The 24,691-nt window shown below is 64.2% G+C and carries 25 protein-coding genes and 1 pseudogene; 7 read left to right on the forward strand and 19 right to left on the reverse strand.

Going from position 1 to position 24,691, the window contains the following annotated elements; genetic code table 11:
- Positions 1-4: 4 nt before the first annotated feature.
- The 3 genes from aliB to badH all read right to left on the reverse strand — a co-directional run bounded on the left by aliB (position 5) and on the right by badH (position 2,875).
- Entirely contained in the window at positions 5-1,159 is a 1,155-nt protein-coding gene (gene aliB, locus ACFQPB_RS12180) for a cyclohexanecarboxyl-CoA dehydrogenase (protein ID WP_382223571.1), read from the reverse strand.
- A gap of 11 nt (positions 1,160-1,170) precedes the next feature.
- Positions 1,171-1,953 carry a 2-ketocyclohexanecarboxyl-CoA hydrolase gene (badI, locus tag ACFQPB_RS12185; protein ID WP_382197935.1) on the reverse strand — a complete coding sequence of 261 codons (783 nt, stop codon included), beginning with the start codon at positions 1,951-1,953 and terminating at the stop codon, positions 1,171-1,173.
- Between the two features lie 151 nt (positions 1,954-2,104).
- Positions 2,105-2,875: a 2-hydroxycyclohexanecarboxyl-CoA dehydrogenase gene (gene badH, locus ACFQPB_RS12190; protein ID WP_382197937.1), complete on the reverse strand. Its 771-nt coding sequence runs from the start codon at positions 2,873-2,875 to the stop codon at positions 2,105-2,107.
- A 169-nt stretch (positions 2,876-3,044) separates the two neighbouring features.
- On the opposite strand from badH, the gene ACFQPB_RS12195 reads away from it, so the two are divergent.
- Positions 3,045-3,527 (forward strand): MarR family winged helix-turn-helix transcriptional regulator, encoded by a 483-nt coding sequence (locus ACFQPB_RS12195; protein WP_382223574.1) that lies wholly within the window; start codon positions 3,045-3,047, stop codon positions 3,525-3,527.
- Positions 3,528-3,565: 38 nt separating this feature from the next.
- Here the strand turns inward: ACFQPB_RS12195 and ACFQPB_RS12200 are convergent, their stop codons facing one another.
- From ACFQPB_RS12200 to ACFQPB_RS12235, 8 genes are all read right to left on the reverse strand, one after another.
- Positions 3,566-4,813, reverse strand: coding sequence for an ABC transporter substrate-binding protein (locus ACFQPB_RS12200; RefSeq protein WP_382223576.1), 1,248 nt, complete (start codon positions 4,811-4,813; stop codon positions 3,566-3,568).
- A gap of 76 nt (positions 4,814-4,889) precedes the next feature.
- Positions 4,890-5,696 (reverse strand): ABC transporter ATP-binding protein, encoded by an 807-nt coding sequence (locus ACFQPB_RS12205; RefSeq protein WP_382197941.1) that lies wholly within the window; start codon positions 5,694-5,696, stop codon positions 4,890-4,892.
- 10 nt (positions 5,697-5,706) lie between these two features.
- Positions 5,707-6,780, reverse strand: a complete 1,074-nt coding sequence (locus tag ACFQPB_RS12210) for a branched-chain amino acid ABC transporter permease (protein WP_382197943.1) — start codon at positions 6,778-6,780, stop codon at positions 5,707-5,709.
- 3 nt (positions 6,781-6,783) lie between these two features.
- On the reverse strand, positions 6,784-7,671 hold the full coding sequence (locus ACFQPB_RS12215; RefSeq protein ID WP_382223579.1) for a branched-chain amino acid ABC transporter permease: 888 nt from the start codon (positions 7,669-7,671) through the stop codon (positions 6,784-6,786).
- Between the two features lie 3 nt (positions 7,672-7,674).
- Positions 7,675-9,621: an AMP-dependent synthetase/ligase gene (locus tag ACFQPB_RS12220; protein WP_382223581.1), complete on the reverse strand. Its 1,947-nt coding sequence runs from the start codon at positions 9,619-9,621 to the stop codon at positions 7,675-7,677.
- Positions 9,608-10,414: an ABC transporter ATP-binding protein gene (locus ACFQPB_RS12225; RefSeq protein WP_382223584.1), complete on the reverse strand. Its 807-nt coding sequence runs from the start codon at positions 10,412-10,414 to the stop codon at positions 9,608-9,610. Before ACFQPB_RS12225 ends, ACFQPB_RS12220 begins: the two co-directional genes overlap by 14 nt.
- Before the next feature lie 218 nt (positions 10,415-10,632).
- Positions 10,633-11,163 (reverse strand): FlgO family outer membrane protein, encoded by a 531-nt coding sequence (locus ACFQPB_RS12230; protein ID WP_382197950.1) that lies wholly within the window; start codon positions 11,161-11,163, stop codon positions 10,633-10,635.
- Positions 11,160-11,942: a hypothetical protein gene (locus ACFQPB_RS12235; RefSeq protein ID WP_382223586.1), complete on the reverse strand. Its 783-nt coding sequence runs from the start codon at positions 11,940-11,942 to the stop codon at positions 11,160-11,162. The genes ACFQPB_RS12230 and ACFQPB_RS12235 overlap by 4 nt, the downstream gene beginning before the upstream one ends.
- A 159-nt stretch (positions 11,943-12,101) precedes the next feature.
- Here ACFQPB_RS12235 and ACFQPB_RS12240 point away from each other — a divergent pair.
- Positions 12,102-13,049 (forward strand): annotated as a pseudogene (locus ACFQPB_RS12240) (IS5 family transposase).
- A 62-nt stretch (positions 13,050-13,111) separates the two neighbouring features.
- Here ACFQPB_RS12240 and ACFQPB_RS12245 read toward each other — a convergent pair.
- Positions 13,112-13,435 carry a thioesterase family protein gene (locus ACFQPB_RS12245; RefSeq protein WP_382197954.1) on the reverse strand — a complete coding sequence of 108 codons (324 nt, stop codon included), beginning with the start codon at positions 13,433-13,435 and terminating at the stop codon, positions 13,112-13,114.
- A 286-nt stretch (positions 13,436-13,721) separates the two neighbouring features.
- Positions 13,722-14,243 carry a RadC family protein gene (gene radC / locus ACFQPB_RS12250; RefSeq protein WP_382197956.1) on the reverse strand — a complete coding sequence of 174 codons (522 nt, stop codon included), beginning with the start codon at positions 14,241-14,243 and terminating at the stop codon, positions 13,722-13,724.
- A 422-nt stretch (positions 14,244-14,665) separates the two neighbouring features.
- Between radC and ACFQPB_RS12255 the strand changes: the two genes are divergently transcribed.
- The 3 genes from ACFQPB_RS12255 to ACFQPB_RS12265 are packed head-to-tail and all read left to right on the forward strand — an operon-like array spanning position 14,666 to position 17,850.
- Positions 14,666-15,760, forward strand: coding sequence for a hypothetical protein (locus ACFQPB_RS12255; RefSeq protein ID WP_382223588.1), 1,095 nt, complete (start codon positions 14,666-14,668; stop codon positions 15,758-15,760).
- Positions 15,760-16,662: an antitoxin gene (locus tag ACFQPB_RS12260; RefSeq protein ID WP_382223591.1), complete on the forward strand. Its 903-nt coding sequence runs from the start codon at positions 15,760-15,762 to the stop codon at positions 16,660-16,662. Before ACFQPB_RS12255 ends, ACFQPB_RS12260 begins: the two co-directional genes overlap by 1 nt.
- A gap of 54 nt (positions 16,663-16,716) precedes the next feature.
- Positions 16,717-17,850, forward strand: coding sequence for a hypothetical protein (locus tag ACFQPB_RS12265; RefSeq protein WP_382223594.1), 1,134 nt, complete (start codon positions 16,717-16,719; stop codon positions 17,848-17,850).
- Positions 17,851-18,186: 336 nt separating this feature from the next.
- Here the strand turns inward: ACFQPB_RS12265 and gloA are convergent, their stop codons facing one another.
- The 3 genes from gloA to ACFQPB_RS12280 form a co-directional block, all read right to left on the reverse strand.
- Complete coding sequence (gene gloA / locus ACFQPB_RS12270) at positions 18,187-18,642, reverse strand: lactoylglutathione lyase (protein ID WP_382223596.1); 456 nt, start codon at positions 18,640-18,642, stop codon at positions 18,187-18,189.
- 120 nt (positions 18,643-18,762) lie between these two features.
- Positions 18,763-19,305, reverse strand: a complete 543-nt coding sequence (locus ACFQPB_RS12275) for a PaaI family thioesterase (RefSeq protein ID WP_382223599.1) — start codon at positions 19,303-19,305, stop codon at positions 18,763-18,765.
- 15 nt (positions 19,306-19,320) lie between these two features.
- Positions 19,321-19,731 carry a PaaI family thioesterase gene (locus tag ACFQPB_RS12280; protein ID WP_382223601.1) on the reverse strand — a complete coding sequence of 137 codons (411 nt, stop codon included), beginning with the start codon at positions 19,729-19,731 and terminating at the stop codon, positions 19,321-19,323.
- Positions 19,732-19,797: 66 nt separating this feature from the next.
- Here ACFQPB_RS12280 and ACFQPB_RS12285 point away from each other — a divergent pair, with 66 nt between their 5' ends.
- The gene (locus ACFQPB_RS12285) at positions 19,798-20,244 is read left to right on the forward strand and encodes a MarR family winged helix-turn-helix transcriptional regulator (protein ID WP_382223604.1); all 447 of its coding nucleotides are present in this window, start codon (positions 19,798-19,800) and stop codon (positions 20,242-20,244) included.
- Complete coding sequence (locus ACFQPB_RS12290) at positions 20,237-21,451, forward strand: MFS transporter (RefSeq protein WP_382223606.1); 1,215 nt, start codon at positions 20,237-20,239, stop codon at positions 21,449-21,451. Before ACFQPB_RS12285 ends, ACFQPB_RS12290 begins: the two co-directional genes overlap by 8 nt.
- On the opposite strand, the gene ACFQPB_RS12295 is transcribed toward ACFQPB_RS12290, so the two are convergent.
- The 3 genes from ACFQPB_RS12295 to ACFQPB_RS12305 all read right to left on the reverse strand — a co-directional run bounded on the left by ACFQPB_RS12295 (position 21,439) and on the right by ACFQPB_RS12305 (position 24,665).
- Positions 21,439-22,206, reverse strand: coding sequence for an SDR family NAD(P)-dependent oxidoreductase (locus tag ACFQPB_RS12295; RefSeq protein WP_382223609.1), 768 nt, complete (start codon positions 22,204-22,206; stop codon positions 21,439-21,441). The genes ACFQPB_RS12290 and ACFQPB_RS12295 overlap by 13 nt on opposite strands.
- Before the next feature lie 10 nt (positions 22,207-22,216).
- Positions 22,217-23,263 carry an endonuclease/exonuclease/phosphatase family protein gene (locus ACFQPB_RS12300; RefSeq protein ID WP_382223612.1) on the reverse strand — a complete coding sequence of 349 codons (1,047 nt, stop codon included), beginning with the start codon at positions 23,261-23,263 and terminating at the stop codon, positions 22,217-22,219.
- A gap of 91 nt (positions 23,264-23,354) precedes the next feature.
- The gene (locus tag ACFQPB_RS12305; RefSeq protein ID WP_382223615.1) at positions 23,355-24,665 is read right to left on the reverse strand and encodes a TRAP transporter large permease; all 1,311 of its coding nucleotides are present in this window, start codon (positions 24,663-24,665) and stop codon (positions 23,355-23,357) included.
- Between the last annotated feature and the right edge of the window lie 26 nt (positions 24,666-24,691).

Genomic DNA, 24,691 nt, shown 5'->3' on the forward strand with positions numbered 1-24,691 from the left:
GCGTTCAGTTGGGCACGGCCTGGCGCCCCGCGCGGTCGCGCGCCACGATGGTTTTCATGATCTGCGCCGTGCCGTCGCCGATCTGAAAACCCAGCACGTCGCGCAGGCGCTGCTCCATCACGCCGTGGTCGTAGCCGCCGTGGCCGAACATCAGCAGGCACTGGTGCACCACGTCGTAGGCCAGTTTGGGGCCCCACCATTTGCACATGGCCGCTTCGGAGGTGTGGGGCAGGCCCTGGTCTTTGAGCCACAAGGCTTGCAGGCACAGCAGGCGCGCGGCCACCACCTGGGTGTCGAAGTCGGCCAGCGGGTGCGACACGCCCTGGAAGGCCGACAGCGGTTTGCCAAAGGCTTCGCGCTGGGCCACGTAGGCCCAGGTTTCCTCCAGCGCCACGCGGGCCACCGCCAGCACCTGCAGACCAATCAGCGCGCGACTGAAGTCAAAGCCCTGCATCACCTGCACAAAGCCCTTGTTCTCGTCGCCCAGGCGGTGGTTCATTGGCACGCGCACGTTCTCGAAGAACAGCGAGCCGCGCCCAATGGCGCGTTGGCCGTGGCAGTCGAAACGGCTGCGGGTGAGGCCTGGCACGTCGGTGGGCACCAGCAGCGCGGTCACGCCGTGGGCGCCCGAATCGATGCTGCCCGTGCGGCCGAAAACCACCACCGCATCGGCCTGGTCGGCGGCAGAGATGGAGGTCTTTTCGCCGTTGATGACGTAGTCGTTGCCCACGCGTTCGACGCGCAGCCGCAGGTTGGCGGCGTCGGAGCCGCCGCGTGGTTCGGTCAGGGCAATGGCCAGCAGGGATTCACCGGCGGTGAGTTTTTTCAGCCAGGGGCCGGCCACCTCGGGTTGGCCGTGGTCGCTGAGAATCTGGCCGTTGAGCGAGGCCAGCAGGTTGATGTAGCTGATCGAGAGGTCGGCGCGCGCAATCTCTTCGTGGATGACACCGGCGGCCAGGCAACCCAATCCCTGGCCGCCGTGGGCCTCGGCCAGTTCGGGTGCGATGAGGCCCATCGCACCCATTTCGCGCATCAGTTGCCGGTCCAACACGCGGGTCTGGTCGCGTTCCAGAAAACCAGGCGCCACGCGCTTGTCGGCAAAACGCCGCGTGTGGTCCGCCAGGGCCTGCAGGTCGTCGTTGATGTAGGGGTTGCGCATGGCGGCGACACTCACTTCACGAACTTGCGGAACTCGGGTTTGCGCTTTTCCTGCAAGGCCTTCACGCCTTCGCGCGATTCGTCGGTGTCGTAGTAGAGCTTGAGTGCGTACATGCCCATGCCGGCGATGCCGGCTTGGTGGGCGGTGTCCATGTTGAAGCTGCGTTTGGCAATCGCCAGTGCCGTGGGGCTACGCTCACAGATTTCTTCGGCCCAGGCCTGCACCTCGGTGTCGAGTTCGTCGTGGGGCACACATTTGTTGGCCAGGCCCATGGCCACGGCTTCTTCGCCCGAGTAGCGTTTGTTCAGGTACCAGATCTCGCGCGCCTTTTTTTCGCCCACCACACGCGCCAGGAAGGCGGTGCCGTAGCCGGGATCGACCGAGCCCATCTTGGGGCCGACCTGACCGAAGATGGCCTTGTCGGAGCAAATGGTCAGGTCGCAAATGGTGGCCAGCACGTTGCCGCCGCCAATGGCGTACCCCTGCACGCGCGCGATGACGGGTTTGGGTACGTTGCGGATGGCGTCGTGCAGTTCTTCCATGGGCAGACCGATGGTGCCGCGGCCGTCGTAGTTGCCGTCGTGTGCCGACTGGTCACCGCCGGTGCAGAAGGCGCGCTCGCCCGCGCCGGCCAGCACGATGCAGCCAATGTGTTTGTCGTAGCCCGCCTTGTTGAAGGCCTTGATGAGTTCGTCGCAGGTGGTGCCCCGAAACGCGTTCATCTTCTCGGGGCGGTTGATGGTGATCCACGCCACGCCGTTGCGGTTCTCGTAGGTGATGTCCTGGAAGTCCATGGGTATCTCCTGGTTCAGTCGTGAGTTTGGTTGCCTGAAATGTCTTTCTCAGCAAACACCGCAGGGCCGGCTTTGCCGGACTGCTGGTGTTGCCCCCTGGAGGGGGGATGCGGCCACGCGAAGCGGGCAAGCGACGGGGGTGATCCTTGTTTCAGCCGTTCATGGTCAAGCCACCCGACACGCTGATCACCTGGCCGGTGACGTAGGCGGCGTCGTCGCTGGCAAAGAAGAGGATGGCGCCGGGCAGGTCTTGCGGCTGGCCAATGCGGCCCAGCGGGATGGAGCGGCGGAAGGCCTCTTCCAGCTTCTCGGGGTTGCCGGCGCCCAGCTTGTAGTCGGCAAACAGCGCGGTGTCGGTGGGGCCGGGGCAGACCACGTTGACGGTGATGCCGTGGCGCGCATGTTCGCGCGCGATGGTCTTGGAGAAAGACACCAGCCCACCCTTGCAGGCGGCATACACCGCTTCGCCCGAGGAGCCCACACGCGCTGCATCGGAGGCGATGTTGACGATGCGCCCCCCCTTGCCGGTGGCCACCATCAACGGCAGCACCGCGTGGTGCATGTGCAGCGCGCCGGTGAGGTTGATCGCAATCAGTTGGGCCCATTCGTCGGGCACGGTTTTGGTGAACGGCTTGAACACGTCCCAGCCGGCGTTGTTGACCAGGATGTCGATGCCGCCCCATTCGGTGGCGATGTGCTGCACGGCGGTGTCCACGGCGGCGCGGTCGGTGATGTCGCAGGCCAATGCGAGGGCGGTGCCGCCTTCGGCCAAGATCTGATCGGCGGTTCGCTGGGCAGCGGCGAGGTCGCGGTCGAGCACGGCCACGCGCGCACCCTCCTGCGCGAAGCGCCGGCAGGTGGCGCCACCGATGCCACCGCCGCCGCCTGTGACGGCGGCCACCTTGTTGTCGAGTCTGCCCATCGTGTGCTCCTTCAGGTCTGGGTTACAAAGCCAGTTGTGTGTTGGCGTTTGTTTGTGTAAATATGACAATATATGGTCTTATTATGGTCGATGGCATTTGTGCGAATCAAGGCCGTTCAGTTCGGTTTTAGTAGAGGTAAACCCTATGGATAAAGCCCAGGATATGCGGATGGAGTTGGCGAATAGGCTCTTTTTTAGACTCTATCAATGTGCAAACATGCTGCATAAAACAGGTTCGAGGGCCATTGAAGAGGAGGGCCTGACGACACAGCAGTGGGCGGTGCTGGGAGCCTTGTCGCGACCGCAGGTGGACGCCGGCATGAAGCTGGGAGACCTGGCCCGCTACCTGATGGTCAGCCGGCAGAACCTGGCCGGCGTGATTGGTCGCCTGGAAAAAGCCGGTCACCTGACCAGCGCCGCCGACCCCAGCGACCGCCGCTCGCGCCTGATCCAGATGACCGACAGCGGACGCGATGTGTGGCAACACTTTGCGCTGCCCAAGATCTACGACTACTACGACCAGGCGCTCAAGGATTTTTCAACCAACGACATCGTCCACACCGTCCACTACCTGCTCAAGATGTTGGACAACATGCAGGCGCTGGACGTGGGGGGCGATGGCGAAGGCGACAGCGAGGCGCAGGAGGAGTGAAGAGCGCCGCCCCCAGCGGGGCGGCGCGGGAGGGCGGTTCACTTGTTCGTTTTGGCGAACTCGGCGGACTCTTTTTTGACCACTTCCATGACCACATCGTTGTAGGCCGAGATCCAGTCGGACTGCGGCACCCACTTGGCGCCGTCCCACATCTCGATGCGGGTCTTGCCGCCGCCGCCGTGGTCTTGTGCGGTCACGGTCACGGGGGCCAGCAGGCCGTTGGCGTCGAAGTTGCGCAGGCTTTCCAGGCCAGCCTTGATCTTGGTGGGGGTCAAGGGGCGGCCACCGGCCTTGATGGCGTTGCGCACGCCCTCAAAAGCCACCGAGTACATGGCCAGGCCGGTGTTGTAGTACACGTCCTGCAGGTTCTTGCGGTCGCCGTTGCCTTTGCCCTTGTCGTACAGGTCGGCAATGATCTGTTTGATCAGCGCGTGGTCCTGGCCGCCGGCCACGTTGGTGCCGCGTTTCATGCCCTTGGCGTCGGCCGCACCGATGTTGGCGATGTCCACCTCGTTGAACCAGTTCACGCTGATCAGCTTGTCCATGGCGATGCCGTTGCGCTTCATTTCGCGCGCGGCCACCACGTGCATGGCCGACAGGTTCCAGGTGATCACCCAGTCGGGGTTGAAGCGGCGGATCTGTGTCCACACGGCGGCCTGGTCGCGGCCGGGCATGGGGTTGGGGAAGAGGTTGAGCTCAAAACCTTCCTTCTCGGCCAGTGTCTTGAGGATGGCGATGGGCTCTTGGCCAAACGCGTAGTCGGGGTAGATGAAACCGACCTTGACACCCTTGAGGTTGCCCTTGCTCTGGTTCTTGATGTACTGGACGTTGTTGGCCATCTGGCCCCAGTAGGTCGGGCCGATGGGGAAGACCCACTTGAACACGTCGCCGTCAATGGCGTCGCCCCGGCCCACAAACGACTGCAGCAGGATGTTGCCGTCGGTCATGGCACGCGGCAGCACGGCCCGCGACACCGGCGTGGACAGCGTGTCGAAGATCATCACACCCTCGCGCTTGAGCTTCTCGTAGCACTCGATGCCACGCTGGGGTTCGTTGCCGTGGTCTTGCGCCACGATCTCGATGGGGCTGCCCTCCAGGCCACCCTTGGCGTTGAGGATGTCGGCGTAGTCCTTCACCGCCTGCACGATTTGTGGTGTGACGAAGGTGTAGGCCTTGCTCAGGTCGTAGCACAGGCCGAACTTGATGGGCGCTTGTTGCGCCGACGCGGTGGATGCGCCCAGCAGCAGGGCGACACCAGACAAGGTGGATAACAAAGCTCGTTTCATCGCATGTCTCCTGCGTACGAAAGGAAGGTTGTCCACATGGCACCAAGTACGCGCATGCCCGGGACGGTGGTCGGAATCAGCTCAGCCAACGTTTTCTGCGGCTGTAATGTTTGATGTCGTGGAAATTTTTGCCTTCGGCGCCGCCCAGGTAGAACTCCTGGATGTCGGGGTTCTGCTTCATGGCCTCGGCGCTGTCGTGCATGACGATGCGGCCGTTCTCCAGCAGATAGCCGTGCGAGACCACTTCCAGCGCTGCAATCGCGTTCTGCTCCACCAACAGCACCGACAGGCCCTCCTGCTGGTTGATGCGCTTGACGATGTCGAAGATCTCGGCGACCAGAAACGGTGCCAGGCCCAGGCTGGGTTCGTCCAGCATCAGCAGCTTGGGTTGGGTCATGAGGGCGCGGCCAATGGCCAGCATCTGCTGTTCGCCGCCCGACAGAAAACCCGATTGCGCGGTGCGCCGCTGGTGCAGGCGTGGGAAGTAGGCGTACACCATGTCTCGGTGGCGGTTCATGTCGGCGCGCGAGCCACCCACCACGGCCGAGGCCGCCACCAGGTTCTCGTCTGGCGTGAGATGTTCGAACACGCGCCGGCCTTCCAGCACCTGCACGATGCCTCGCTTGACGCGCGCCTGCGGTGCCAGGCCGGCGATGTCTTGGCCCATGAAGCGGATGTCGCCGCGCGTGACCTCGCCGCGCTCGGGTTGAAGCAGGCCGCTGATGGATTTGAGCGTGGTGCTTTTGCCCGCGCCGTTGGCGCCCAGCAGGGCCACCATGCCACCTTGTGGCACCTCGACCGACACGCCCTTGATGGCCAGGGCCACGCGGTCGTAGATGACCTCGATGTTGTTCAGCGAGAGGATGGGGGAAGTCGTGCTCATGTCGCTCGCCTCATTTGCGTGCGTAGCCAAAGGGCCAGACCAGCAGGTAGTTGCGCAGGTTGCCGTACATCTTGCCCAGCCCCATGGGCTCGATCAGCAGCACCGCGATGATGGTGGCGCCGTAGACCATGTGTGGGATGTGGGCCAGTGTCTCGACGCCGATGTCCAGGCCGAACAGCTTGGCCAGCCAGGCCACAAAGGTGTTCATCTGCCCCGGCAGCAGCAGGATGAAAGCCGTGCCGAAGAAGCTGCCAATGATGCTGCCCAGGCCACCGACGATGACCATGGCCAGCAGCTCGATGGACACGTTGACCGCGAATTGCTCGGGCGTGACCGCCTTGTAGAAACCGAAGATCAGCAGGGCGCCACTCACACCACCGATGAAGGCCGAGGTGGCGAAGGCCACCAGCTTGAAGTAGAAGCTCTGCACACCGATGACGGCGGCCGCGAAGTCCTTCTCGCGCACGGCCACCAGGGCACGGCCCAGTGCGGTGCGACGCAGGTTGAGCATGAAGACGGTGACAAAAATCACCCACGCCAGCACCACGTAGTAAATCCCGGCTTCTGACGTGACCGCCTGGCCCAGCAGCTTCATGGGGGGCGACTGCAATGTGGCCGACACGCCGCCGCTGATGGCCGGCACGTGCGAGATCACCCAGTCCATGACGAACTGCATGGCCAGGGTGGACAGCGCCAGGTACAGGCCCTTGACGCGCAGCGCGGCAAACGCGAACACCACGCCCACCACGGCGGCGGTGAGGCCACCGAGCACCACCGCGATTTCCCACGGCACGCCATGGCGGGTGGCATGCACCGAGGCGTAGGCGCCTATGCCCATGATGGCCGCGTAGCCGAAGTGGAACTGACCGGCCCAGCCCAGGATGAGGTTGAGCCCCAACACGGCGGCCGTCCAGATGAGCCAGGGCTTGAGGTAGCTGGTGAGCACCAGGGAGCTGAACAGCCAGGGCGCGGCCAGCGCGATCAGCAGGATGGCGATGATGGCTTTGCGCTCAAAGGGGATGGGAAACAGCCCCCGGTCGCTGGCGTAGTGGGTGTGGAAGATGCCTGCCTGGCGGTACAACATCGCTCAGATCCTTTCGATGTCGTGGCGGCCAAAGAGGCCGTGGGGTCGAATCATGATGGTGAGGATGAGCACGGCGGCCACCACCAGTTCGCGCGTGCCGCCACCCAGCAGCGGGTCGAGCACACCCGAGGCCACGCTCTCCAGAATGCCCAGCAGCAGGCCGGCCAGGATGGCGCCGCCCAAGCTGTCCATGCCACCCAGCACCGCCACCGTGATGCCCTTGAGCAGCAGCATGGCCAGGGTCTGGTCGACGGTCTGTACGGACCCCCACAACACACCGGCCGTGGTGGCCACCACCGATGACAGTGCCCACGACAGCGCCACGCCGCGCTCCACCGAAATGCCCACCGACCAGGAGGCGGTGTAGTCGTCGGCGATGGCGCGCAGCACCACGCCGCGCCGGGTGCGGAAGAACAGCATGAAGGCGGTGAACAGCACCAGCGAGACCACGGCACCCACCACATAGGCTCGGTTGAGCAGCAGCGGGCCCAGGAACAGCGGTTCGTCGCTGATGCCGATCTGCATGGGCCGTCCGCTGCCGCCCCAGATCGTCATGGTGGTGGCGCGGATGAAGATGTCGATGCCCAGCGTCATCATCAGGATCATCACGATGGGCCGCCCGGCCAGGCGGCGCAGCGCCACCCGCTCGATGCCCATGCCCATGCCAAACATGCTGACCATGGCCAGCGGGATGGCGGCCCACATGGGCAGGCCCAGCCCGTTGGCGAAGGCCAGCACCATGTAGGCGCCCAGCATGGTCAGGCCACCCTGCGCCAGGTTGGGCACCGAGGACGATTTGTAGATGAGCACGATGCCCATGGCCACCAGCGCGTACATCAGGCCGGCCAGGCCACCGTTGACCGCGAGTTCGAGGAGGTACATCAGGTCCATCGGTCAGGCTCCTACTGCTGTGACGGTCAGCAGCCGTTCGGTGACGCCGGTCTCGCCGGTCTCGTAGGTGATCTGCGCGCGCATGGTCACGTCCTTCTGACCGCTGTAGATGGCGTCGATGATGGGCGCGTAGCGTTCCTCCACCACGTTGCGGCGCAGTTTGCGGGTGCGGGTGATCTCGCCGTCGTCGGCGTCGAACTCCTTGTGCAGGCTCACAAAATGGCGCAGCTTCAGGCCTTCGGGCAGGGTTGTGTTGACGTGGCGCACCGCCTGCGTCAGCAGCTCAATCACCTCGGGTTTCTGCGACAGGTCGGCGTAGGAGATGTAGGAGATGCCACGCACCTCGGCCCAGTGGCCCACCGGCTCCTTGTCGATGCAGACGATGGCCGCGAGCGTCTCGCGGCCCTTGCCCAGCACCGCCACGTCTTTCACGAAGGGGCTGAACTTGAGGCGGTTCTCGATGTAGTTGGGGATGTAGCGTTCGTTGTGTGCGGTGTAGACCACCTCGGACAGCCGCCCCAGCACCACCAGCTGGCCGTCGGGCTCCAGGTAGCCTGCGTCACCCGTGTGCAGCCAGCCGTCTTCCAGTGTGTCGGCTGTCGCCTGCTCGTTGAGGTGGTAACCGGCGAACACGCTGCCCGAGCGGATCAGGATCTCGCCGCTGTCGCTGATCTTCACCTCCACCCCCGGCAGCGGCCGACCCACGGTGTGCAGGCGCACTTCGTCAGGTGCCTGCATGGCGTTGAACGCACTGCTTTCTGTCTGGCCGTAGAGCTGGCGCAGGCGCACACCCAGGGCGCGGTAGAACACAAAGGTGTCTTCGCCAATGGCCTCGCCACCGGTGAAGGCGTTGCGCAGCCGGCTCATGCCCAGCTGGTCCTTGATGGGGCCGGTCACCAACCACTCGCCCAGCGGGCGCAGCACTTGCTGCAACGGGGTGGGGGCCTGGCCCGCAAGCTTGCGTTTTTCGCAGGCGATGGCGTTGGCCATGAAAAAGTCGTAGAGCGTCTTCTTGAGCCAGGTCGAGTCTTCCATGCGCACCTGCACCTGGGTCAGCATGTTGTCCCAGCTGCGCGGCGCGGCCAGGTAGTAGGTGGGCGCGATTTCGCGCAGGTTGTGCAGGACGGTCTCGGGCCGCTCGGGGATGTTGATGGTGAAGTGCAGGCCCACGCCCGCGCCCATGGTGATGGCAAAGTCACCTACCCAGGCCATGGGCAGGTAGGCCAGGATGTTTTCGCCAAAGTCGAAGGATTCGGCCTGGAAGGCGTTGGCCACACCCGACAACACATTGAAGTGCGACAGCGCCACGCCCTTGGGTTTGCCGGTGGTGCCCGAGGAATGGATGAGCACCGCCGGGTCGTCCGGCTGTGCCAGATCGGTCAGGCGCTGGCCCAGGTCCTGCGCTTCGTTCAGGCGCGCGCCACCTGCCGCTTGCAGTGCCTCCCACGACACCAAGCCCGGCGCGGTGTATTTGGACAAACCGCGTGGGTTGTCGTAGACGATGTGCTGCAGCGGCGCGCCACGCTCGCGCAGGTCCAGTGCCTTGTCCACCTGCTCCTGGTCTTCCGCCAGCACAAACTGCACGTGCACGCTGTTGACCACGTGCAGGATTTCGTCGGGCGTGGCGTCGGGGTACACCGGCGTGGCAAAGCCGCCCAACATGCCCACCGCCAGCATGCCCAGGTAGAGGTGCGGCCGGTTGTCGCCCAGCACCAGCACGGTCTGGCCTTTCTGCAGGCCCAGCGCCTGCAGGCCAGCGGCGCAGCGCAGGGTTTTCTCAAAGGCTGTCTGCCAAGTGGTCTCTTGCCAGATACCGCGGTCTTTTTCGCGAAAGGCCACCCCTTGTGGCATCACCCGGGCGTTGGCCGCCAGTAGGCGCGGCAGCGTGGTGCGTGGGTTCAGGTCCCAGGTATCGGACTGGCGGCCGGTGCTGCGCTCACTGGACGGCATGGGCACCTCCGAGGTAGGCCTTGATCACGCGCGGATCGGCAATCACGTCCTTGGGAATGCCGGTGTCGATCACCTCGCCGTAGCTCAGCACCATCATGCGGTCGCAAATGCCGGTGATGATGTCCATGTGGTGCTCGATCAGCATCACCGTCACGCCGCGCTCCTCGCGGGCGTCGAGGATGAAGCGCGCCATGTACTCTTTTTCTTCCTGGTTCATGCCGGCCATGGGCTCGTCCAGCACCAGAAAGCTGGGCTCGGCCACCAGCGCACGCGCCAACTCCACCCGCTTTTTCAAACCGAGGGGGATGACGTCCACTGGCTCGTCGCGCACGTTTTCCAGTTGCATGAAGTCGATCACCTCTTCCACCACCTCGCGGTGGGCGATTTCCTCGGGCCGGGCCAGCCAGGGGTAGAGCGCGGTGCGGAACACACTCGGCTTCATGTGCACATGGCGGCCCAGCAAGATGTTGTCCAGCACCGTCATGCCGTTGAAGAGCGCCAGGTTCTGGAAGGTGCGGGCCACGCCACGGCGCGCCACTTTGTGGGGCGCCATGCCGGTGATGTTTTCGCCGTTGAGCAGGATCTGCCCCTTTTGTGGCGGAAAGAAACCGGTGATGGCGTTGGTCATGGTGGTCTTGCCGCTGCCATTGGGGCCGACCAATCCAAAAATCTCGCCCTGGTGGATGTGCATGTTCACGCCCGTGACGGCCACCAGGCCGCCAAAGCGCCGCTCCACGTCGCGGCATTCGAGCACCCGGGGGCGCTCGTCCGTGCTGTTGCTTGTCACCCGCATGTCTCCTGGTTCCGCCTCAGAGAGAGCTCTGGGCGCAATATGACAATATGCGGCTTATTAGATGGCGTTCACGTCGACGCTGCAAGGCGTTCTTTTGACATTTTTCTCATGGATTTCCCTAGAGAAAATCGGTCTTGCTCGCTTGCTGTGTTGCTTTTTGACTTGCTGCGCTGCAGCAATCAATGCGCAAATAGGTTGCTTAATTGCGTGGGTGTGCGTCAACGCATCAAGGCGCGGTTGCGCTCACTCAGGGGAAAGCTGTAGTCGTGGGCCGACATCACGGTGTTGCCTTCGGGTCGGATCAGCTTGAGGCTGACGTACACGGTGTCGCCGCCGACGGTGTAGGTGCCCACCACCACCGCCTGCGCGTCGTGTTCCAGCGACAGGTCTTTGACTTCGCGTGAGAGGAGCAAGGCGCCGCTGTCTTGCGCCATGAAGATGTGCTGGCGCAGCTTCAGTTCCTTGACCAGCACGCCCCGGTTGGCCAGGCGCGCTGCCAGGTGCTCCGAGGCCAGCCGGCCCCAGCGCGAACTGCGCTCCAGGTCGTCCAGGTCCACCAGGGTGGCCATCAGCACGGGTTGGCGCGGGTCCAGGCGGGTGCCTTGCAGCAACGCGTCTGCCGCCTGGTAGTTGAGTTGGATGAGTGCGTCCCCGCTCACCGGCGTGGTGCAGGCGGCCAGCGCGCCTGCCAGGGGGACGCAGGCCGACAGGAACAGGCGGCGCAGCAGGGCACGACGCGGCCCCGTCATGGCGCCACCACCGTCCAGGTTTTGATCGGTGCGGGCGCAGGGGGCACGAGCGCTTCAGGTGGCGGCAGGTACAGCGCGCTGTCTTCGGCTTCGATGTAGTAGATGTCCGCCGTCGTGGCGGCCAGCCGGCCTTGCAGCGTCACCCGGGTGGTCACCAGCACCTCGGTGCGGGTGGGGCCACCCGCGGCCGACCCTTGCAGCGCCTGGCGCGAGGCGTCGCTGAGGGCGCCCAAGGCCAAGCCCGACAACACACCGGTGGTGGCGGTCTGTGAATACACGACCCAGTCGCGCACCACCGCGACGCTGGCGGCCAGCTGGGTGCTGGCCAGGGGCGAGCCGTTGCCCACCCGGCTGGCATGGTCGATCACCTGCACATCCACGTCGATCTGCCCTTTCGGCTCGGCCTGTACCAGTGTCACGCCCAGGTTCACCAGCCGGTGCGTGAGCAAGGCGTGGAATGCCCGCTGGAAGGGCGCGGCGGGTGCTGGTGACAGGCGCAAGGTCTGGCCGACCAGGGTGTTGCCAGCCGAGGTGGTGGTTGTGTCGCCAGGTTGGGTGGGCACCTCACTGAACCGGTTGGCAATGCGCTGCGCCACATCGGTGGCCAACACATCCCAGTGGTGGGCAGAGCGTGCCTTGGGCTGGCTGCTGGCCGGGTAGTTGTGCGCCAGCGGCACATCCAGGTGGGTGCAGCCGCCCAGCAACGCGGTGGCAGCCAAGGCCACGGACAGGCGGCGTCGCGGGAACAGGCTGAATGGCGGGAGGATCGGTGGGCGCATGGTGCGGGCGGAAGTGGGGCGAGGTTGCCCAGAATCTAACGCCGCACCCGCTCTGAGCAAAGCCGGAAATGGTGTGCTTTTGCCGCCCAGCTTGGGCGTTTGCCGTCCCAGCAGGCTTTGTTGCACAAACCCGCACTTGCGACCTGATAGGCTGCGCGCATGAGTGAAGCCAAGGGAGCCAAAGGTCGCTACAAGACCACCAACTGAGCAACGTACAACGCCGCGCTCAAGGCGCGGGGGTCGCTGACGATTTGGTTGGACAAAGACATGCAGTGGTACGCCCGTGCCAATGGTCGCAGGGGTCGACAGCGGGTCTTCTCTGACGCTGCCATCCAGTTTTGCCTGAGCGTCAAATGCCTGTTTGGCTTGGCCCTGCGCCAAAGCCTGGGCTTGGTCGAAAGCTTGCTGCGCTTGGCCTGCCTGGATTGGAAGATGCCGGACTTTAGTACCGTGTGCTGGCGCCAGAAGACACTGCGGGTGCAATTGCCCTATCGGTCCAGCACCACGGCGCTGGACCTGCTGGTGGACAGCACCGGCATCAAGTTCCTGGGCGAAGGCGAATGGAAGCGCAAGAAACACGGGACTGAATACCGGCGCCAGTGGCGCAAGGTGCATCTGGGCATCGACGCGCACACGCTGGAGATTCGAGCCATCGAAGTGACAGAAAATAGTGTGGGAGACGCGCCGATGTTGCCCGAACTGCTGGGTCAGATACCCGCCGATGAAGCGTTGGCCAGTGTCAGCGGCGACGGCGCCTATGACACCAAGGCGTGCCACGCGGTGATTGCACAGAGAGGGGCACAAGCGGTGATTCCGCCGCGCAAGAACGCCCGGCCGTGGAGGGCGACCCTGGTGGGGGCGGCCTCGCGCAACGAAGCGCTCAACGCCTGTGGCCGGTTGGGACGGGCCATCTGGAAAAGGTGGAGCGGCTATCGCCGGCGCAGCTTGGTCGAAACCAAAATGCACTGTCTCAAACGCCTGGGTGAGCGGGTGATGGCACGTACATTTGAGCGCCAGGTGGTGGAACTGCATGTGCGTGTGGCCTTGCTCAACCGCTTCACGCAACTGGGCCGCCCGACAACGGTATTTGTGACCACCATGGCGTAGCTGCGTCCGGGGCTGGGGTCAACCCGTCCCGATTCGGGTTTGTGCAACAGAGCCGCTTGAATTCAGAAATTTGCGCTTCGCTGCCCCAGGCGTTCAACCCATCCTCGCAGCTTCAGGGTCGATCCGGGCGGGATCGGCCCCTTGTGCTCCAGCTCGATCGTCCGGCCCACCACGACATCCGAGTCAGCATCCACGTGCCGCTGCATCTCGCGGATGCAGATGGACTCCACCACGGCGACCAGATATCCGGTCGCCAGGCATTCGATCAGCCTCTGCGCATAGTCGCTTCCATGCGGGAGCCTGGAAAACAGCGCCCGGGCCGTCTGTTCGGGCGGCACGCTGTAGGTTTCTTCAAAGGATATTTCACTGATGCCTTGGTGGTTCATGGAACTGGGGAATGGGTTGACGACGTGCATTCGCTCTCCGAGACACCGCGTCAAATCGGGGTAACGGGAACAGCGTTCGATCCTCGTTCGGATGCATCGCGTCTTCAACCCAGTCAGGCGTTCTCCAGAGTAGCTGGCTCAATGCGGATGTCCGCGTGGGGCCGATGGAGGAAGCTCCACCGCCTCCGGCCTTGATGTCATGAAGTGCTCGTGCCACTGTGCGGCGGCACGCTGTTGGGCAGGAAACAAAAAACCGGGAGACCTTGCGGTTCCCGGTTGCGCGGGCTCAGATCAGCCCGCGCTCGGCGAAGGAAAGAATCGTCGGTCCGGCCACGATCAGGTGATCGATGACCCGAACGTCCACCAGCGACAGCGCGCTCTTGAGGGTCTGGGTCAGATGCTCATCAGCCCGCGAGGGCTCGGCCACACCCGACGGGTGGTTGTGGACCAGGACGATGGCCGCCGTGTTGTGTGCCATGGCTTCCTTGACCACCTCGCGCGGATAGACCGATGTCTGGGTTACGGTGCCGCGAAACATCTCCACGTACTCGATGACCCGGTGTTGCGCGTCCAGGTGGATCACCGCGAAGACCTCGTGCTCCAGCGTGCCCAGCTTGATGCGCAGGAAGTCTCGCACCGCCTGCGGCGACGACAGCATCTCGGTGCCGCGCAACTGGCCTTCCAGAACCCGCAGTGCGGCCTGCAGCACCTCAGCCGGCTCGGCCGGACGGTAGCTGCCCGCGACATCGCGAACGAGCAGGGAGGAATAGATGGAAGACGTGAACGACAGGGAAGACTGCTGCGACATGATCGGCTCCGGTTCGGAATCGGGCGGGATTGCCCGGAACCGGCCACCCACGCCGCAGCGCAAGCGGTCAGGGGTCGGAGGCGCAGCCAGAGACGGCCGCCAGGACGCCAGCGTGCAAGGCACGCGCAGCCCTTGACGGCGAGAACGGCGTGGTAGGTTGAAAGGGCACAGCAAGACCGCCACCCCCGCACACCACAACAGCCCCGGCAAGCGGAGCGCGCAGCGGCCAGGCCGCGGAGACGTCAGGGATCAAAGCCGGATGGCCGGGATTCGGCACGAAGCCCGGGGCGCAGCCCGTGAGCCCGGCGGCGGGACGCCGAGACGTCAGTGAACTTGCATCTTTGCTGAACAGTAAATATTGCTATTTTCTGGAAAATTCGATAGAGTGCGGAAATTCACTGTGCAGTAAACCGCCCAAAAGCATGCTTGAGCTGACCATGACCGAACACCAGTTGGTCTCGCGCCTCGTGGATGCGTTGCGCGAGCTACCCGACGTCCATGCGGATGTGGTGCGTGGGGAGCTTTCAGGCGGACGATCTGATCGGGGCCTGGATGCTGCGGTCGATCTGCACGTGGCTGGGAAGTCGCTGGCCGTGCTGGTCGAAGCCAAGAAGGCGGTCTACCCCCGCGATGTGCGCCAAGTGATCTGGCAGATCCGGGATGCCAGCCGCGCGTGGGCAGGCAACCATCCAGGCGAGGTCGTGTCAATGATTGCGGCGGAGTCGATCTCGCCCGGCGCCAAGGAACTCCTTAAGAGCGAGGGCGTGGGCTACTACGACAGTGGTGGAAGCCTCTACCTGCCCGCGCCAGGCATCTATCTCTACATCGACAAGCCTCCACCCAAGACGCTGGTCAAGTCGATCCGCTCTCTGTTTTCTGGCCGACGCGCCCAGGTGTTGCATGCGCTGCTTGTTCATCGCCAGACATGGTTCGGTGTCACCGAGCTGGCACAGTTTGCGCAGGTGTCTCCGGCCACCACATCTCAAGTGCTGACCGAGCTTGAACGCTTCGACTGGCTCGAAGCAAGAGGACAAGGGCCGAGCAAAGAGCGCCATCTCCGCGAACCTGCCGCCCTGCTCGATGCCTGGGTCAAGCAGGTGAAAGCTGATCGCGCACCTGCGCTGCGCAGGTATTACGTGCCGGCAACCAAGCCGGGCACGTTGCCAGTGCAGGTTGCCGCGGCTCTGGAAGGGCGAGGCGTCGAATACGCCATCAGCCATGAAGCTGCGGCGCAGCGGCTCGCACCCTTCCTGTCCAGCGTGTCCCAGGTGCGCCTGCGGTTGTTGTCCGGGCAGGGCACTGACTCTGCACTGAGCGACCTGGGTGCGCGCTTGGTCAACGAAGGGGCCAATCTGGCTGTGATCGAGACCAAGTCGGCAGGCGAACTGCTATTCCGCGAGCGCCTGGATGGATTGTGGCTGGCCAGTCCGATCCAGATCTACCTCGACCTGATTCGCGGCGAAGGCCGATCGAAGGAGATGGCCGAGCACTTCCGCAAAGAAAGGATCGGCTTCTGATGGCCAAACCTGCAACGCTCGATGGGTACAGTGACCAGTACACGGTGGACTGCGAGCGCGTCTTGGTGACTCTGCTGCGCGGGTTGGGACCCTGGAAGGACTCGGTCTATCTGGTCGGCGGGCTCACGCCGCGATATCTTGTCCCGGCACGGCCGCCGGTCGTGCCCGCGCATGCTGGTACCCTGGATGTGGACATCGTCATCGACCTGCAGATCCTGGCCGATACAGATGCGTACCACACGCTGGAGGACAACCTCAAGCGGATGGGCTTCGAACGTGCCGAAAACGCAGCCGGGAAGAAGCTCTCATGGCGCTGGCAGACCCGTACCGAGCACGGTGCGCTGATGGTGCTGGAGCTGTTGGCCGATGCGCCCGACATTGCTGGCGGCAAGGTTCAGCCGCTGCCGACCGAAGGCACGATCTCGGCGCTCAACATCCCGCACTCGTCGATCGTCTTCGACCTGTATCAGGTGACCGAAATCCAGGCCGAGTTGCTGGGCGGCAATGGCGTGGTTACCGAGACGATCAAGCACGCCAACCTCGTCAGCTTCACCTGTTTGAAGTCCTTCGCGTTCGACCAGCGCTTCGAGCGCAAGGACGCGCACGACCTGATCTATTGCCTGGAGCATGCCCCTGAAGGTGCGGCAGCAGTGGCCGAGGCGTTTCGCCAATCACTTGAAGGCAAGCACCGTGACGTAGTGAAAGCTGCTCTCAACATTTTGCAATCGCGCTTCGCGCGGGCCGGTGATGTCGAGGGCTATCGCAAGGACGGCCCCATAGCAACAGCCAAATTCGAGATTGGCGAGAGTGATGAGTCGGATCAGCGGGAGGCGAGGGCGCTGCGTCAGCGCGAGGTCAGTGACCTCGTTGAACAGCTTCTTGCACGAATTGAAAATCAATAAGGTACAGCATGCCAGTTCCAATAATCGACCTCTTTGCAGGGCCTGGAGGGCTTGGTGAGCTACATCGTCTCCACCGACAGCGACGTGAATGAGACGAACTTCGCCCTGATTGAGCGATCCTGGCGTGAAGGCTTCGGCGGCCGTGACCCGATGGACACAGGCAAGGGAGTGATCTTCCGCGACGTCGACACCGAGCGGATCGAGGACTTCCTGATCGCCTTTCAGGCGGACAGCCAGTTCGCCGATCGCAAGGCGGATATCGTCGCCTATCTGCGCACTCTCGCCGACCAGCATGCAGTCGGCGATGTGCTGCTGATCTCGCCGGGTACTGGAGACCGCAAGCCGCATAGGTTGAACGGCCAGTCCCGCGTTGTCGGTGATCGGCAAGGCTCCGCCTGGCGGCTGAACAAGGACCGCGTGGCCTCGCGCGGGGACGAGAAGCTGGGCCTTGCCGAGGAACAGAAAGCGGCGGCCGAGGCCGCGGCCGCGTCAGGAGACAACCCGGTTCAAGGACCGCGTGGCCTCGCGCGGGGACGAGAAGCTGGGCCTTGCCGAGGAACAGAAAGCGGCGGCCGAGGCCGCGGCCGCGTCAGGAGACAACCCGGTTGCGGCCTCGGATACCGGGCCAACATAGTGGCCTACACGCTGTCCATGCTCAGCGAACTTGCGAAGCGAAGGAAGGCGTGCGTGGACTTCCCGGGTATATGGAATGCACAAGGCGTCAACGCCGTGCTTGAAAGCTCCATTGCGGTCGTGTCCAGAGTCGTGAACGAGGACATCATCAGGCCGCCGGCTGGTATCTCGAATATCTCCGAATGGTGCAAGAGGGAGGCCTGTTGGACGCGGATTCAGACGCGTATTGAAGATGTCGAGAAGCTGCTCCAACCCGAGTTCTACGATCAGCTTCAGTCGGTTGGCGATCAGGCGGCGGAGGTCAGATCTGCCAAGCAGACCCAGAAGGTCGACAACGGCATCGAGGCTCAGCGGCATGTGCTGGCTGTTCCCGCGGGTGAGTGGGCTCGTCTTCATCGGGTGCTGATCGAAAAGGAGCTTCTCACGCCGAAAGAGGTCGGAGTTCTCAGGATAGCCATGCAGATCCCCGCGAAGCTTCCCACCGAAAAGCAGTGTGCGATTCTTCTCGATGTCCTTGGCAGAGCGCGCGCGGAAGGCATCGTGGTTGAGAGGTAAGTTTTGGCGCGAGGTGCTCGACGGCGTAGTCCAAGAACATCAGCAACAACAGGTAGCGCTTGTCGCAGACGTAGGTCACGCACTTGTGCTGGGCCAGCACGACGCGCTGCAACTCTAGGAGCGGTCGGTGATAGGCGGGCCGGCGCGCGAGCGAATGGTACTTGAGTTCAGGTGCCTGTAGCTTGGGGAAATGCTCACGGATCAGGCGCGCGGCTTCCTCATCGCTGATCGCGATGGCCGTGGCCCCTTGAAAGCGCTGTTCCGGGTTCAGCAAATCGAACCCCGTGTAGCCACTCTCGTCGATACGGAAGCATTCCATTCAGATTCTTGCGTTGCTTATCTGCTACGCGCTGCGCAGTGGATCGGTGTTTTGGCGTCCGAATGGCGTCCGTCACCGTAAGTTATTGATTTTGTTTGTATTAATTCGATCTTGTAGCCATCCGGGTCCGTGACAAACGCGATGACCGTGCTGCCGCCTTTGACCGGGCCGGCCTCGCGGGTGACGTTGCCGCCAGCGGCCTTGATCTTCTCGCAGGCCGCGTAGGCGTCGGGCACACCCAGGGCGATGTGACCGTAGGCTGTGCCCAGGTCGTAGGACTCGACGCCCCAGTTGTAGGTCAGCTCGATTTCGGCCTGGCCGGGGTTGCCGCCTTCAAAGCCGAGGAAGGCCAGCGAGTACTTGTACTCGGGGTTTTCGGAGGTGCGCAGCAGTTGCATGCCCAGCACCTGGGTGTAGAAGTCGATGGAGCGCTGCAGGTTGCCGACGCGCAGCATGGTGTGGAGGAATCGCATAGGGTCGTTGTGGAAAATTCGGGTCCAACCGGGAGACACCGCAGAGCCGGCTTTGCCGGTCTGCTGGTGTCGCCCCCTTGAGGGGGTGACGCGCCGCCAGGCGCGGCGCGGGGGTGGGCCTTATTTTGCCGGGAAATCAAACACCAGGCAGGTGGTGGTGGCATGGGCATAGAGCTTGCCGTCGGCGCCCACGATACGGCCTTCGGCCGTGGCCAGCTGGCGGCCGCTGTGCACCACGGTGCCAATGGCGCGCAGAGGACCGCTCTTGTGCGAAGCCGCGCGCACGATGTTCACGCTGAGTTCGGCCGTGGTGTAGGCCTTGCCCACCGGCATGGTGGTGTGCACCGCGCAGCCCACGGCCGAGTCGAGCAGGGTGGCGTACCAGCCGCCGTGCACGCTGCCCAGCGGGTTGTAGTGCTTGAGCTGCGGTGTGCCCTGGAACACCGCGCGGCCTTCGCCCACCTCCACCAGGGTGAAGTCCATGGTGTCGGCGATGTGGGGGTAGGGCGCATGGCCGTCGAGCAGGGCTTGCATTTGCTGCAGGCCGGTTTTGCCCATCAGCTGATGTGGCTGCGCCAGGCCGGCGCCCGCGCCTTGGGTCATGCGGGTTTTGGCTGCCTCGTACTGGACCATCCATTCGGCCAGGATGTGTTCGTGGTTCATGTCGTCTCCAGGAATTCACTTGGGGTACAGCACCATCTGGGTGCAGCGGAACAAGGCCAGGGTGCGGCCACTCTCGCGGTGGGTCACCACCGCGTCCCACACCTGGGTGGTTTTGCCGAGGTGGGTGGCCTTGGCGGTGCAGTCCACCGTGCCGTCGCGGGTGGTGCCCAGGTGGTTGGACTTGAGTTCGATGGTGGTGAAGCCGTTGGCGCCTTCGGGCAGGTGGGCCATGCAGCCACAGCCGGCCGATGTGTCGGCCAGGGTGACGATGCTGCCCGCGTGCAGGTAGCCATTGGGCGCCATCAACAAGGGGCCGGCGCTCATCTCGGCACGCACCTCGCCCTGGCCGATGTGGGTGATGACCAGGCCCAGGTGCCCGGGCAGGTGGGGTGCGGCCATCTGGTTGAACTGTTCTGGTGTGCGCATGTGGTGTCCTTGCCAACGTGGTTGAAATTAAATTGTATATGCAATGGTTGTAGCTACAATCGAATCATGGCCACCTCGTTACCCCCTTTGGGCTGCACCAACTTCAAGCTGCGCCAGCTCACGCGCCGCGTGTCGCAGCACTACGACCACCACCTGGCGTTGGCCGGCCTCAAGACCACACAGTATTCGCTGCTCAGCCACATCGCCAAGCTGGGGCCGCTGACACCGGGCGAACTGGCGCGGCGCATGACGCTGGACGCCTCAACGCTCACCCGCAACCTGCAGCCGCTGGTGGCGGCAGGCTGGGTGGTGGTGGGTGAGGGTGTGAACGCCCGCAGCCGCCTGTTGACCTTGACCGAGTCCGGGCGCGAGCTGCGCCAGACCGCGCAGCGGCACTGGAAAAACGCGCAGCTCGAACTCAACGGGCTGCTGGGGCCGGCCATGGTGGCCGAGCTGCATGGCCTGCTCGACCAGGCGCTGGCCGCCTTTGAACCGGAGACCTCGGATGAATAAACCCGCAGCGCGCGTTTGGTGGTGGGTGTTGCTGGCAGCCGCCGGCACCTTTGCCCTGACCATGGGCACACGCCAGACCATGGGCTTTTTCCTGTCGCCCCTGAACACAGCCACGGGCCTGGGCCTGGCCAGCATCAGCCTGGCGTTTGCGTTTGGGCAGCTGTGGTGGGGCCTGACCCAACCTTTTGCGGGTGCCCTGGCCGACCGACTGGGCGCCGGTTGGGTGTTGTTTGCGGGCATCCTGCTGGTGGCCCTGGGCACGGTACTCACACCTCTGATGACCAGCACGGGCGGGCTCATCTTCGCCATCGGCGTGCTGGCGGCGGGCGGTGCGGGCATGGCCGGCCCCTCGGTGCTGATGGCGGCCACCACCCGGCTCATCCCGCCCGAGCGGCGCGGCCTGGCCACCGGTGTGGTCAACGCGGGGGGCTCGTTCGGCCAGTTTCTGATGGCGCCCATCGCTGCCGCCCTCACGGCGGCCCTGGGCTGGGCCAACGCCCTGCAGGTATTGGGCGTGATGGTGTTGCTGGCCCTGCCCGCCGCGTGGGTGTTGCGCGGGTCGCCAGCGGGTGCGGCGCAAGCCACTCCGGCTCAGGCGCCGTTGCCAGTCCGCGAGGCTTTGGCGCGTGCCTGGGCCGAGCCCAGCTACCGCCTGCTGATGGCGGGATTTTTTGTCTGTGGTTTCCACGTCGCTTTCCTGGCCACCCACATGCCCGGCGTGGTGGCGGCCTGTGGGCTACCGGCGGCGGTGGGGGCCTGGGCCTTGGGCGTCATCGGGCTGTTCAACATCATTGGCAGCCTCACCATGGGCTGGGCCGTGGGCCGCTGGCGCATGAAGTCGCTGTTGTCACTCGTCTATGCCACGCGGGCGGTGGCGGTGCTTCTGTTTGTGCTGGCGCCCAAGACGGAGGCGGTGGTGCTGGTGTTTGCGGCGGTGATGGGCTTGAGTTTCCTGTCCACCGTGCCACCCACCGCCGGGCTGGTGGCCAAGTTTTTTGGCACCGGCAACATGGCCATGTTGTTTGGTGTGGTCATGGTGTCACACCAGGTGGGCGGTTTCCTGGGCGCCTGGCTGGGTGGCCAGGTGTTCCAGTTCACGGGCAGCTACGACTGGGTCTGGTACGTGGACATCGTGCTGGCCGTGGGTGCGGCGCTGCTGCACCTGCCGATACGCGAAGCGCCGGTGCGCAGGGCTCAGACGGTGTAGTTGAGCGTCATGCGGCCGCCATCGGCCACCACAATTTCGCCCGTCACGTAGCTGGCCGCATCGCTGGCCAGCCAGCACACCACGTCTGCGATTTCGGCGGGTGTGCCCAAGCGTTTCATGGGCGTGCGGCTCATGATTTTTTGCTTGGCTTGCTCGCTGGTGAGCACCGCCTGAGCGGCCAGTTCGGTGGCGATGGTGCCGGGCGCGACGGCGTTCACGCGCACCCCCTGTTCGGCCAGGGCCAGCGCCATGACGCGTGTGAGCTGGTTGATGCCGCCTTTGCTCACGTTGTAGCTGGCGATGGTGGGGATGGCCAGCGTGCCGTTGACCGAGCTCATGTTGACGATGCTGCCGCGCCCGGCGGCGGCCATCACACGGGCCACCGCCTGGCCCATCAGGAAGGCACCTTTGAGGTTGACACGCAACACGGCGTCGAAGTCGGCTTCGCTGACCTCCAGAAAATCGGCTGCCTTGAAGATGCCGGCGTTGTTGACCAGGATGTCGATGTGCCCGTGGATTTGAACCACGGCGGCCACGGTGGCGTCGACCTGGGCCTTGTCGCCCACATCGCAGCGCAGGTAGGTCAGGCCCAGTTCGGCCGCCAGTGCCTGGCCATGGGTGTCGTCGATGTCCACCACAACGGGGTGGGCCCCTTCGCGGTGCAGGCGGCGCACGCAGGCTTCGCCTATGCCCTGGGCACCACCGGTGACGATGGCGACGCGGCCTTGCAGGCCAAAAGAAATCGTGTTGTTCATGGTGTGGATGTTAGGGCGCAGTGTGGCTGTCGGGCAATCGGACACGCAACACGGCGCGCACAAAACCGTGGTCGCTGCGGCTGCGGTCACGGCCTTCGTGCAAGTGGTCGTTGAAAACGTCCAGCCGCAACACGTCGCCCAGGCTGTGGCGCTGGCCGGCCACAAATTCCTCGCTCACCAGCACCTGGTCCAGCACTTCCGGGAAGCCCAGGTGGATGTGCGAATAGGCCACGTCGCGGCGCAGTGCGGCACCCACTTGCACGTCCCAGGCGTTGTAGAGCGCGGTGTCGCGTGCGCCTTTGTCGTAGGCGGCGCTGGTGGTGGCGGCAATCAGCTGGGTGGTCACGCTGTGGGGGCCGTCGTTCAGGTCGCCCATCAAAATCAGAGGGGTGTGCGTGCGGTGGAGCAGCTCGACCACCTTGAGACGCAAGGCCAGCGACTCGGCCGCACGCATCAGGAGCGAGCGCACGCTGGCTACGGCCGCCACGTTGGGGTCGTCGGGGTCTTCCAGCGGGCGGCCTTGGTCGTCCTGCAAAAACTTGGGCCGTTTGGATTTGAGGTGGGCGGTCAACACGTGCACACGCTGGCCGTGTTTCATCTCCAGCGTGGCCAGCAGCGGGGGGCGCTCAAAGCGGGCGTGGCGGCCCAGGCCGGGCACGTCCAGCGCGGCCTGCGCGGGGAAGTCGGTGATGGAGGTCACGGACTCGACCTTGAGCCGCGTGGCCAGGCCCACACGGGGGGTGCCCTGGGCGCCGTGCTGGCCGGGGCCGTTCTCGGCGCCCGGCACGGTCACATGGGTGTAGCGCAGGCCACTGCGGGCGATGGCGCCGCGCAGGGCGACCTCGTCCCACACTTCCTGCACCGCCAACACGTCGGCGTTCAGCGCCTTGAAACGATCACCCAGCCAGTCCAGCTTGCGACCGTGTTCGGCTTCGCTGTAGGGGTCTTGGCCGGCATAAAACGCACGGCCCGGCTGGGCCAGGTTGAGCACGTTGCAACTGGCCACGGTGAGTGTGGCCCAGCGCGGAGGCTGGTTGGGTTCGGTCTTCTGGGGCATGGCGGCAATGTAGCTTGACCGCTGCGCCCCCATGAAAAAAGCGCCCGAAGGCGCTTGGGTGGGGTGTGGATGGTTGCTTTGGAGCGGGCGATCAGCCGGCCATGAAACTCGGCAACCACATCACGATGGCTGGGAAGAACCAGATTAGCGCCACCAGCAGCAGCATGATCAGCAGGAAGGGCATCACGCCGTAGATGACGTCGATGATGTTGCCTTCACCGCGCACGCCTTGCACCACATAAAGGTTCATGCCCACGGGGGGAGTGATCAGCGCCAGCTCGGCCATGATGACCAAGAAAATGCCGAACCAGACCGGGTCGATGCCCAGGGCCACCACGATGGGGAACACGATGGGTATGGTGCCCACCACCATGGCTAGCGCGTCAAGAAAGCAGCCCAGAATAAGGTAGAGCAGGGTCAGGATCAGGATGATCTGGCCGGGTGTGGCATTCATGCCGGTGACGAATTGGGTCAATATGTCGGGCACACCCATCATGCCCAGCACGAAGTTCAGGTAGAAGGCCGCCGCCGCGATCAACATGATCATGGCGGTGATGCCCATGGTGGTCAGGAAGGATTCGTGCAGCATGCGGATGCTCAGGCGCCCGTAGGCGGCACACAGCAGGGCCGACACCACCACACCCAGCGCGGCCGATTCGGTGGGCGTGGCCCAGCCAGCGTAGATGCTGCCCATTACCATCACGATGACACCCAGCGGCGGCACCAGGTCCAGCAGGCGCAGCAGCTTGTCGCGCAAGGGTGACGCGGCTTCTTTTTTGCCGGCCCAGTCGGGGCGCCACAGGCAGGCAACCACCACCACCGCCATGAACAGTGCCGTGAGCAGCAAGCCGGGAATCACGCCTGCTGCGTAGAGTTTTCCCACCGAGGTGTTTGTCATGGCACCGTAGATGATCATGTTGATCGAGGGTGGGATGAGGATGCCTAACGTGGCGCCCGCCGCGATGGTGCCGAGCACCAGCCGCGCGTTGTACTTGCGTTCCCGGAAGGTGGGCAATGCGACGGTGCCGATGGTGGCCGCCGTGGCCACCGATGAACCCGAAACCGCCGCAAACAGCGCCGAGGCGCCGATGTTGGAGTGGAGCAGGCCGCCAGGCAGAGGGGAGAGCCAGTCCGATAGCGACTTGTACATGCGGTCGGTGAAGCCACCGCGCACCAGCAGTTCGCCCAGGAGCACGAACAGCGGCACCGACACCAGCACGAAGTTGTTGTTGGCGCTCCAGAACTGGGTGCCGTATTCGAGCGCGACGGGCAGCCCCAGGTACAACACGGCGGCCAGGATGCTCAAAAAGAACATCACAAAGGCCACATGCAGGCCCAGGCACATCATGCCGATCAGCAACAGGAAGCCGACGCCGATCGCGCCAATGGAAATGTCTGACATTGGATCTCCTTTTTTGTTGTGGCGAA

Source organism: Hydrogenophaga atypica, assembly GCF_042665215.1.
GTDB lineage: Bacteria > Pseudomonadota > Gammaproteobacteria > Burkholderiales > Burkholderiaceae_C > Hydrogenophaga > Hydrogenophaga defluvii_A.

Excerpts from the sequence above, each read along its gene's own strand:
- aliB (WP_382223571.1), bottom strand. The coding sequence starts at position 1,159 with ATGCGCAACCCCTACATCAACGACGACCTGCAGGCCCTGGCGGACCAC.
- badI (WP_382197935.1), bottom strand. The coding sequence starts at position 1,953 with ATGGACTTCCAGGACATCACCTACGAGAACCGCAACGGCGTGGCGTGG.
- badH (WP_382197937.1), bottom strand. The coding sequence starts at position 2,875 with ATGGGCAGACTCGACAACAAGGTGGCCGCCGTCACAGGCGGCGGCGGT.
- ACFQPB_RS12195 (WP_382223574.1), top strand. The coding sequence starts at position 3,045 with ATGGAGTTGGCGAATAGGCTCTTTTTTAGACTCTATCAATGTGCAAAC.
- ACFQPB_RS12200 (WP_382223576.1), bottom strand. The coding sequence starts at position 4,813 with ATGAAACGAGCTTTGTTATCCACCTTGTCTGGTGTCGCCCTGCTGCTG.
- ACFQPB_RS12205 (WP_382197941.1), bottom strand. The coding sequence starts at position 5,696 with ATGAGCACGACTTCCCCCATCCTCTCGCTGAACAACATCGAGGTCATC.
- ACFQPB_RS12210 (WP_382197943.1), bottom strand. The coding sequence starts at position 6,780 with ATGTTGTACCGCCAGGCAGGCATCTTCCACACCCACTACGCCAGCGAC.
- ACFQPB_RS12215 (WP_382223579.1), bottom strand. The coding sequence starts at position 7,671 with ATGGACCTGATGTACCTCCTCGAACTCGCGGTCAACGGTGGCCTGGCC.
- ACFQPB_RS12220 (WP_382223581.1), bottom strand. The coding sequence starts at position 9,621 with ATGCCGTCCAGTGAGCGCAGCACCGGCCGCCAGTCCGATACCTGGGAC.
- ACFQPB_RS12225 (WP_382223584.1), bottom strand. The coding sequence starts at position 10,414 with ATGCGGGTGACAAGCAACAGCACGGACGAGCGCCCCCGGGTGCTCGAA.
- ACFQPB_RS12230 (WP_382197950.1), bottom strand. The coding sequence starts at position 11,163 with ATGACGGGGCCGCGTCGTGCCCTGCTGCGCCGCCTGTTCCTGTCGGCC.
- ACFQPB_RS12235 (WP_382223586.1), bottom strand. The coding sequence starts at position 11,942 with ATGCGCCCACCGATCCTCCCGCCATTCAGCCTGTTCCCGCGACGCCGC.
- ACFQPB_RS12245 (WP_382197954.1), bottom strand. The coding sequence starts at position 13,435 with ATGAACCACCAAGGCATCAGTGAAATATCCTTTGAAGAAACCTACAGC.
- radC (WP_382197956.1), bottom strand. The coding sequence starts at position 14,243 with ATGTCGCAGCAGTCTTCCCTGTCGTTCACGTCTTCCATCTATTCCTCC.
- ACFQPB_RS12255 (WP_382223588.1), top strand. The coding sequence starts at position 14,666 with ATGCTTGAGCTGACCATGACCGAACACCAGTTGGTCTCGCGCCTCGTG.
- ACFQPB_RS12260 (WP_382223591.1), top strand. The coding sequence starts at position 15,760 with ATGGCCAAACCTGCAACGCTCGATGGGTACAGTGACCAGTACACGGTG.
- gloA (WP_382223596.1), bottom strand. The coding sequence starts at position 18,642 with ATGCGATTCCTCCACACCATGCTGCGCGTCGGCAACCTGCAGCGCTCC.
- ACFQPB_RS12275 (WP_382223599.1), bottom strand. The coding sequence starts at position 19,305 with ATGAACCACGAACACATCCTGGCCGAATGGATGGTCCAGTACGAGGCA.
- ACFQPB_RS12280 (WP_382223601.1), bottom strand. The coding sequence starts at position 19,731 with ATGCGCACACCAGAACAGTTCAACCAGATGGCCGCACCCCACCTGCCC.
- ACFQPB_RS12285 (WP_382223604.1), top strand. The coding sequence starts at position 19,798 with ATGGCCACCTCGTTACCCCCTTTGGGCTGCACCAACTTCAAGCTGCGC.
- ACFQPB_RS12290 (WP_382223606.1), top strand. The coding sequence starts at position 20,237 with ATGAATAAACCCGCAGCGCGCGTTTGGTGGTGGGTGTTGCTGGCAGCC.
- ACFQPB_RS12295 (WP_382223609.1), bottom strand. The coding sequence starts at position 22,206 with ATGAACAACACGATTTCTTTTGGCCTGCAAGGCCGCGTCGCCATCGTC.
- ACFQPB_RS12300 (WP_382223612.1), bottom strand. The coding sequence starts at position 23,263 with ATGCCCCAGAAGACCGAACCCAACCAGCCTCCGCGCTGGGCCACACTC.
- ACFQPB_RS12305 (WP_382223615.1), bottom strand. The coding sequence starts at position 24,665 with ATGTCAGACATTTCCATTGGCGCGATCGGCGTCGGCTTCCTGTTGCTG.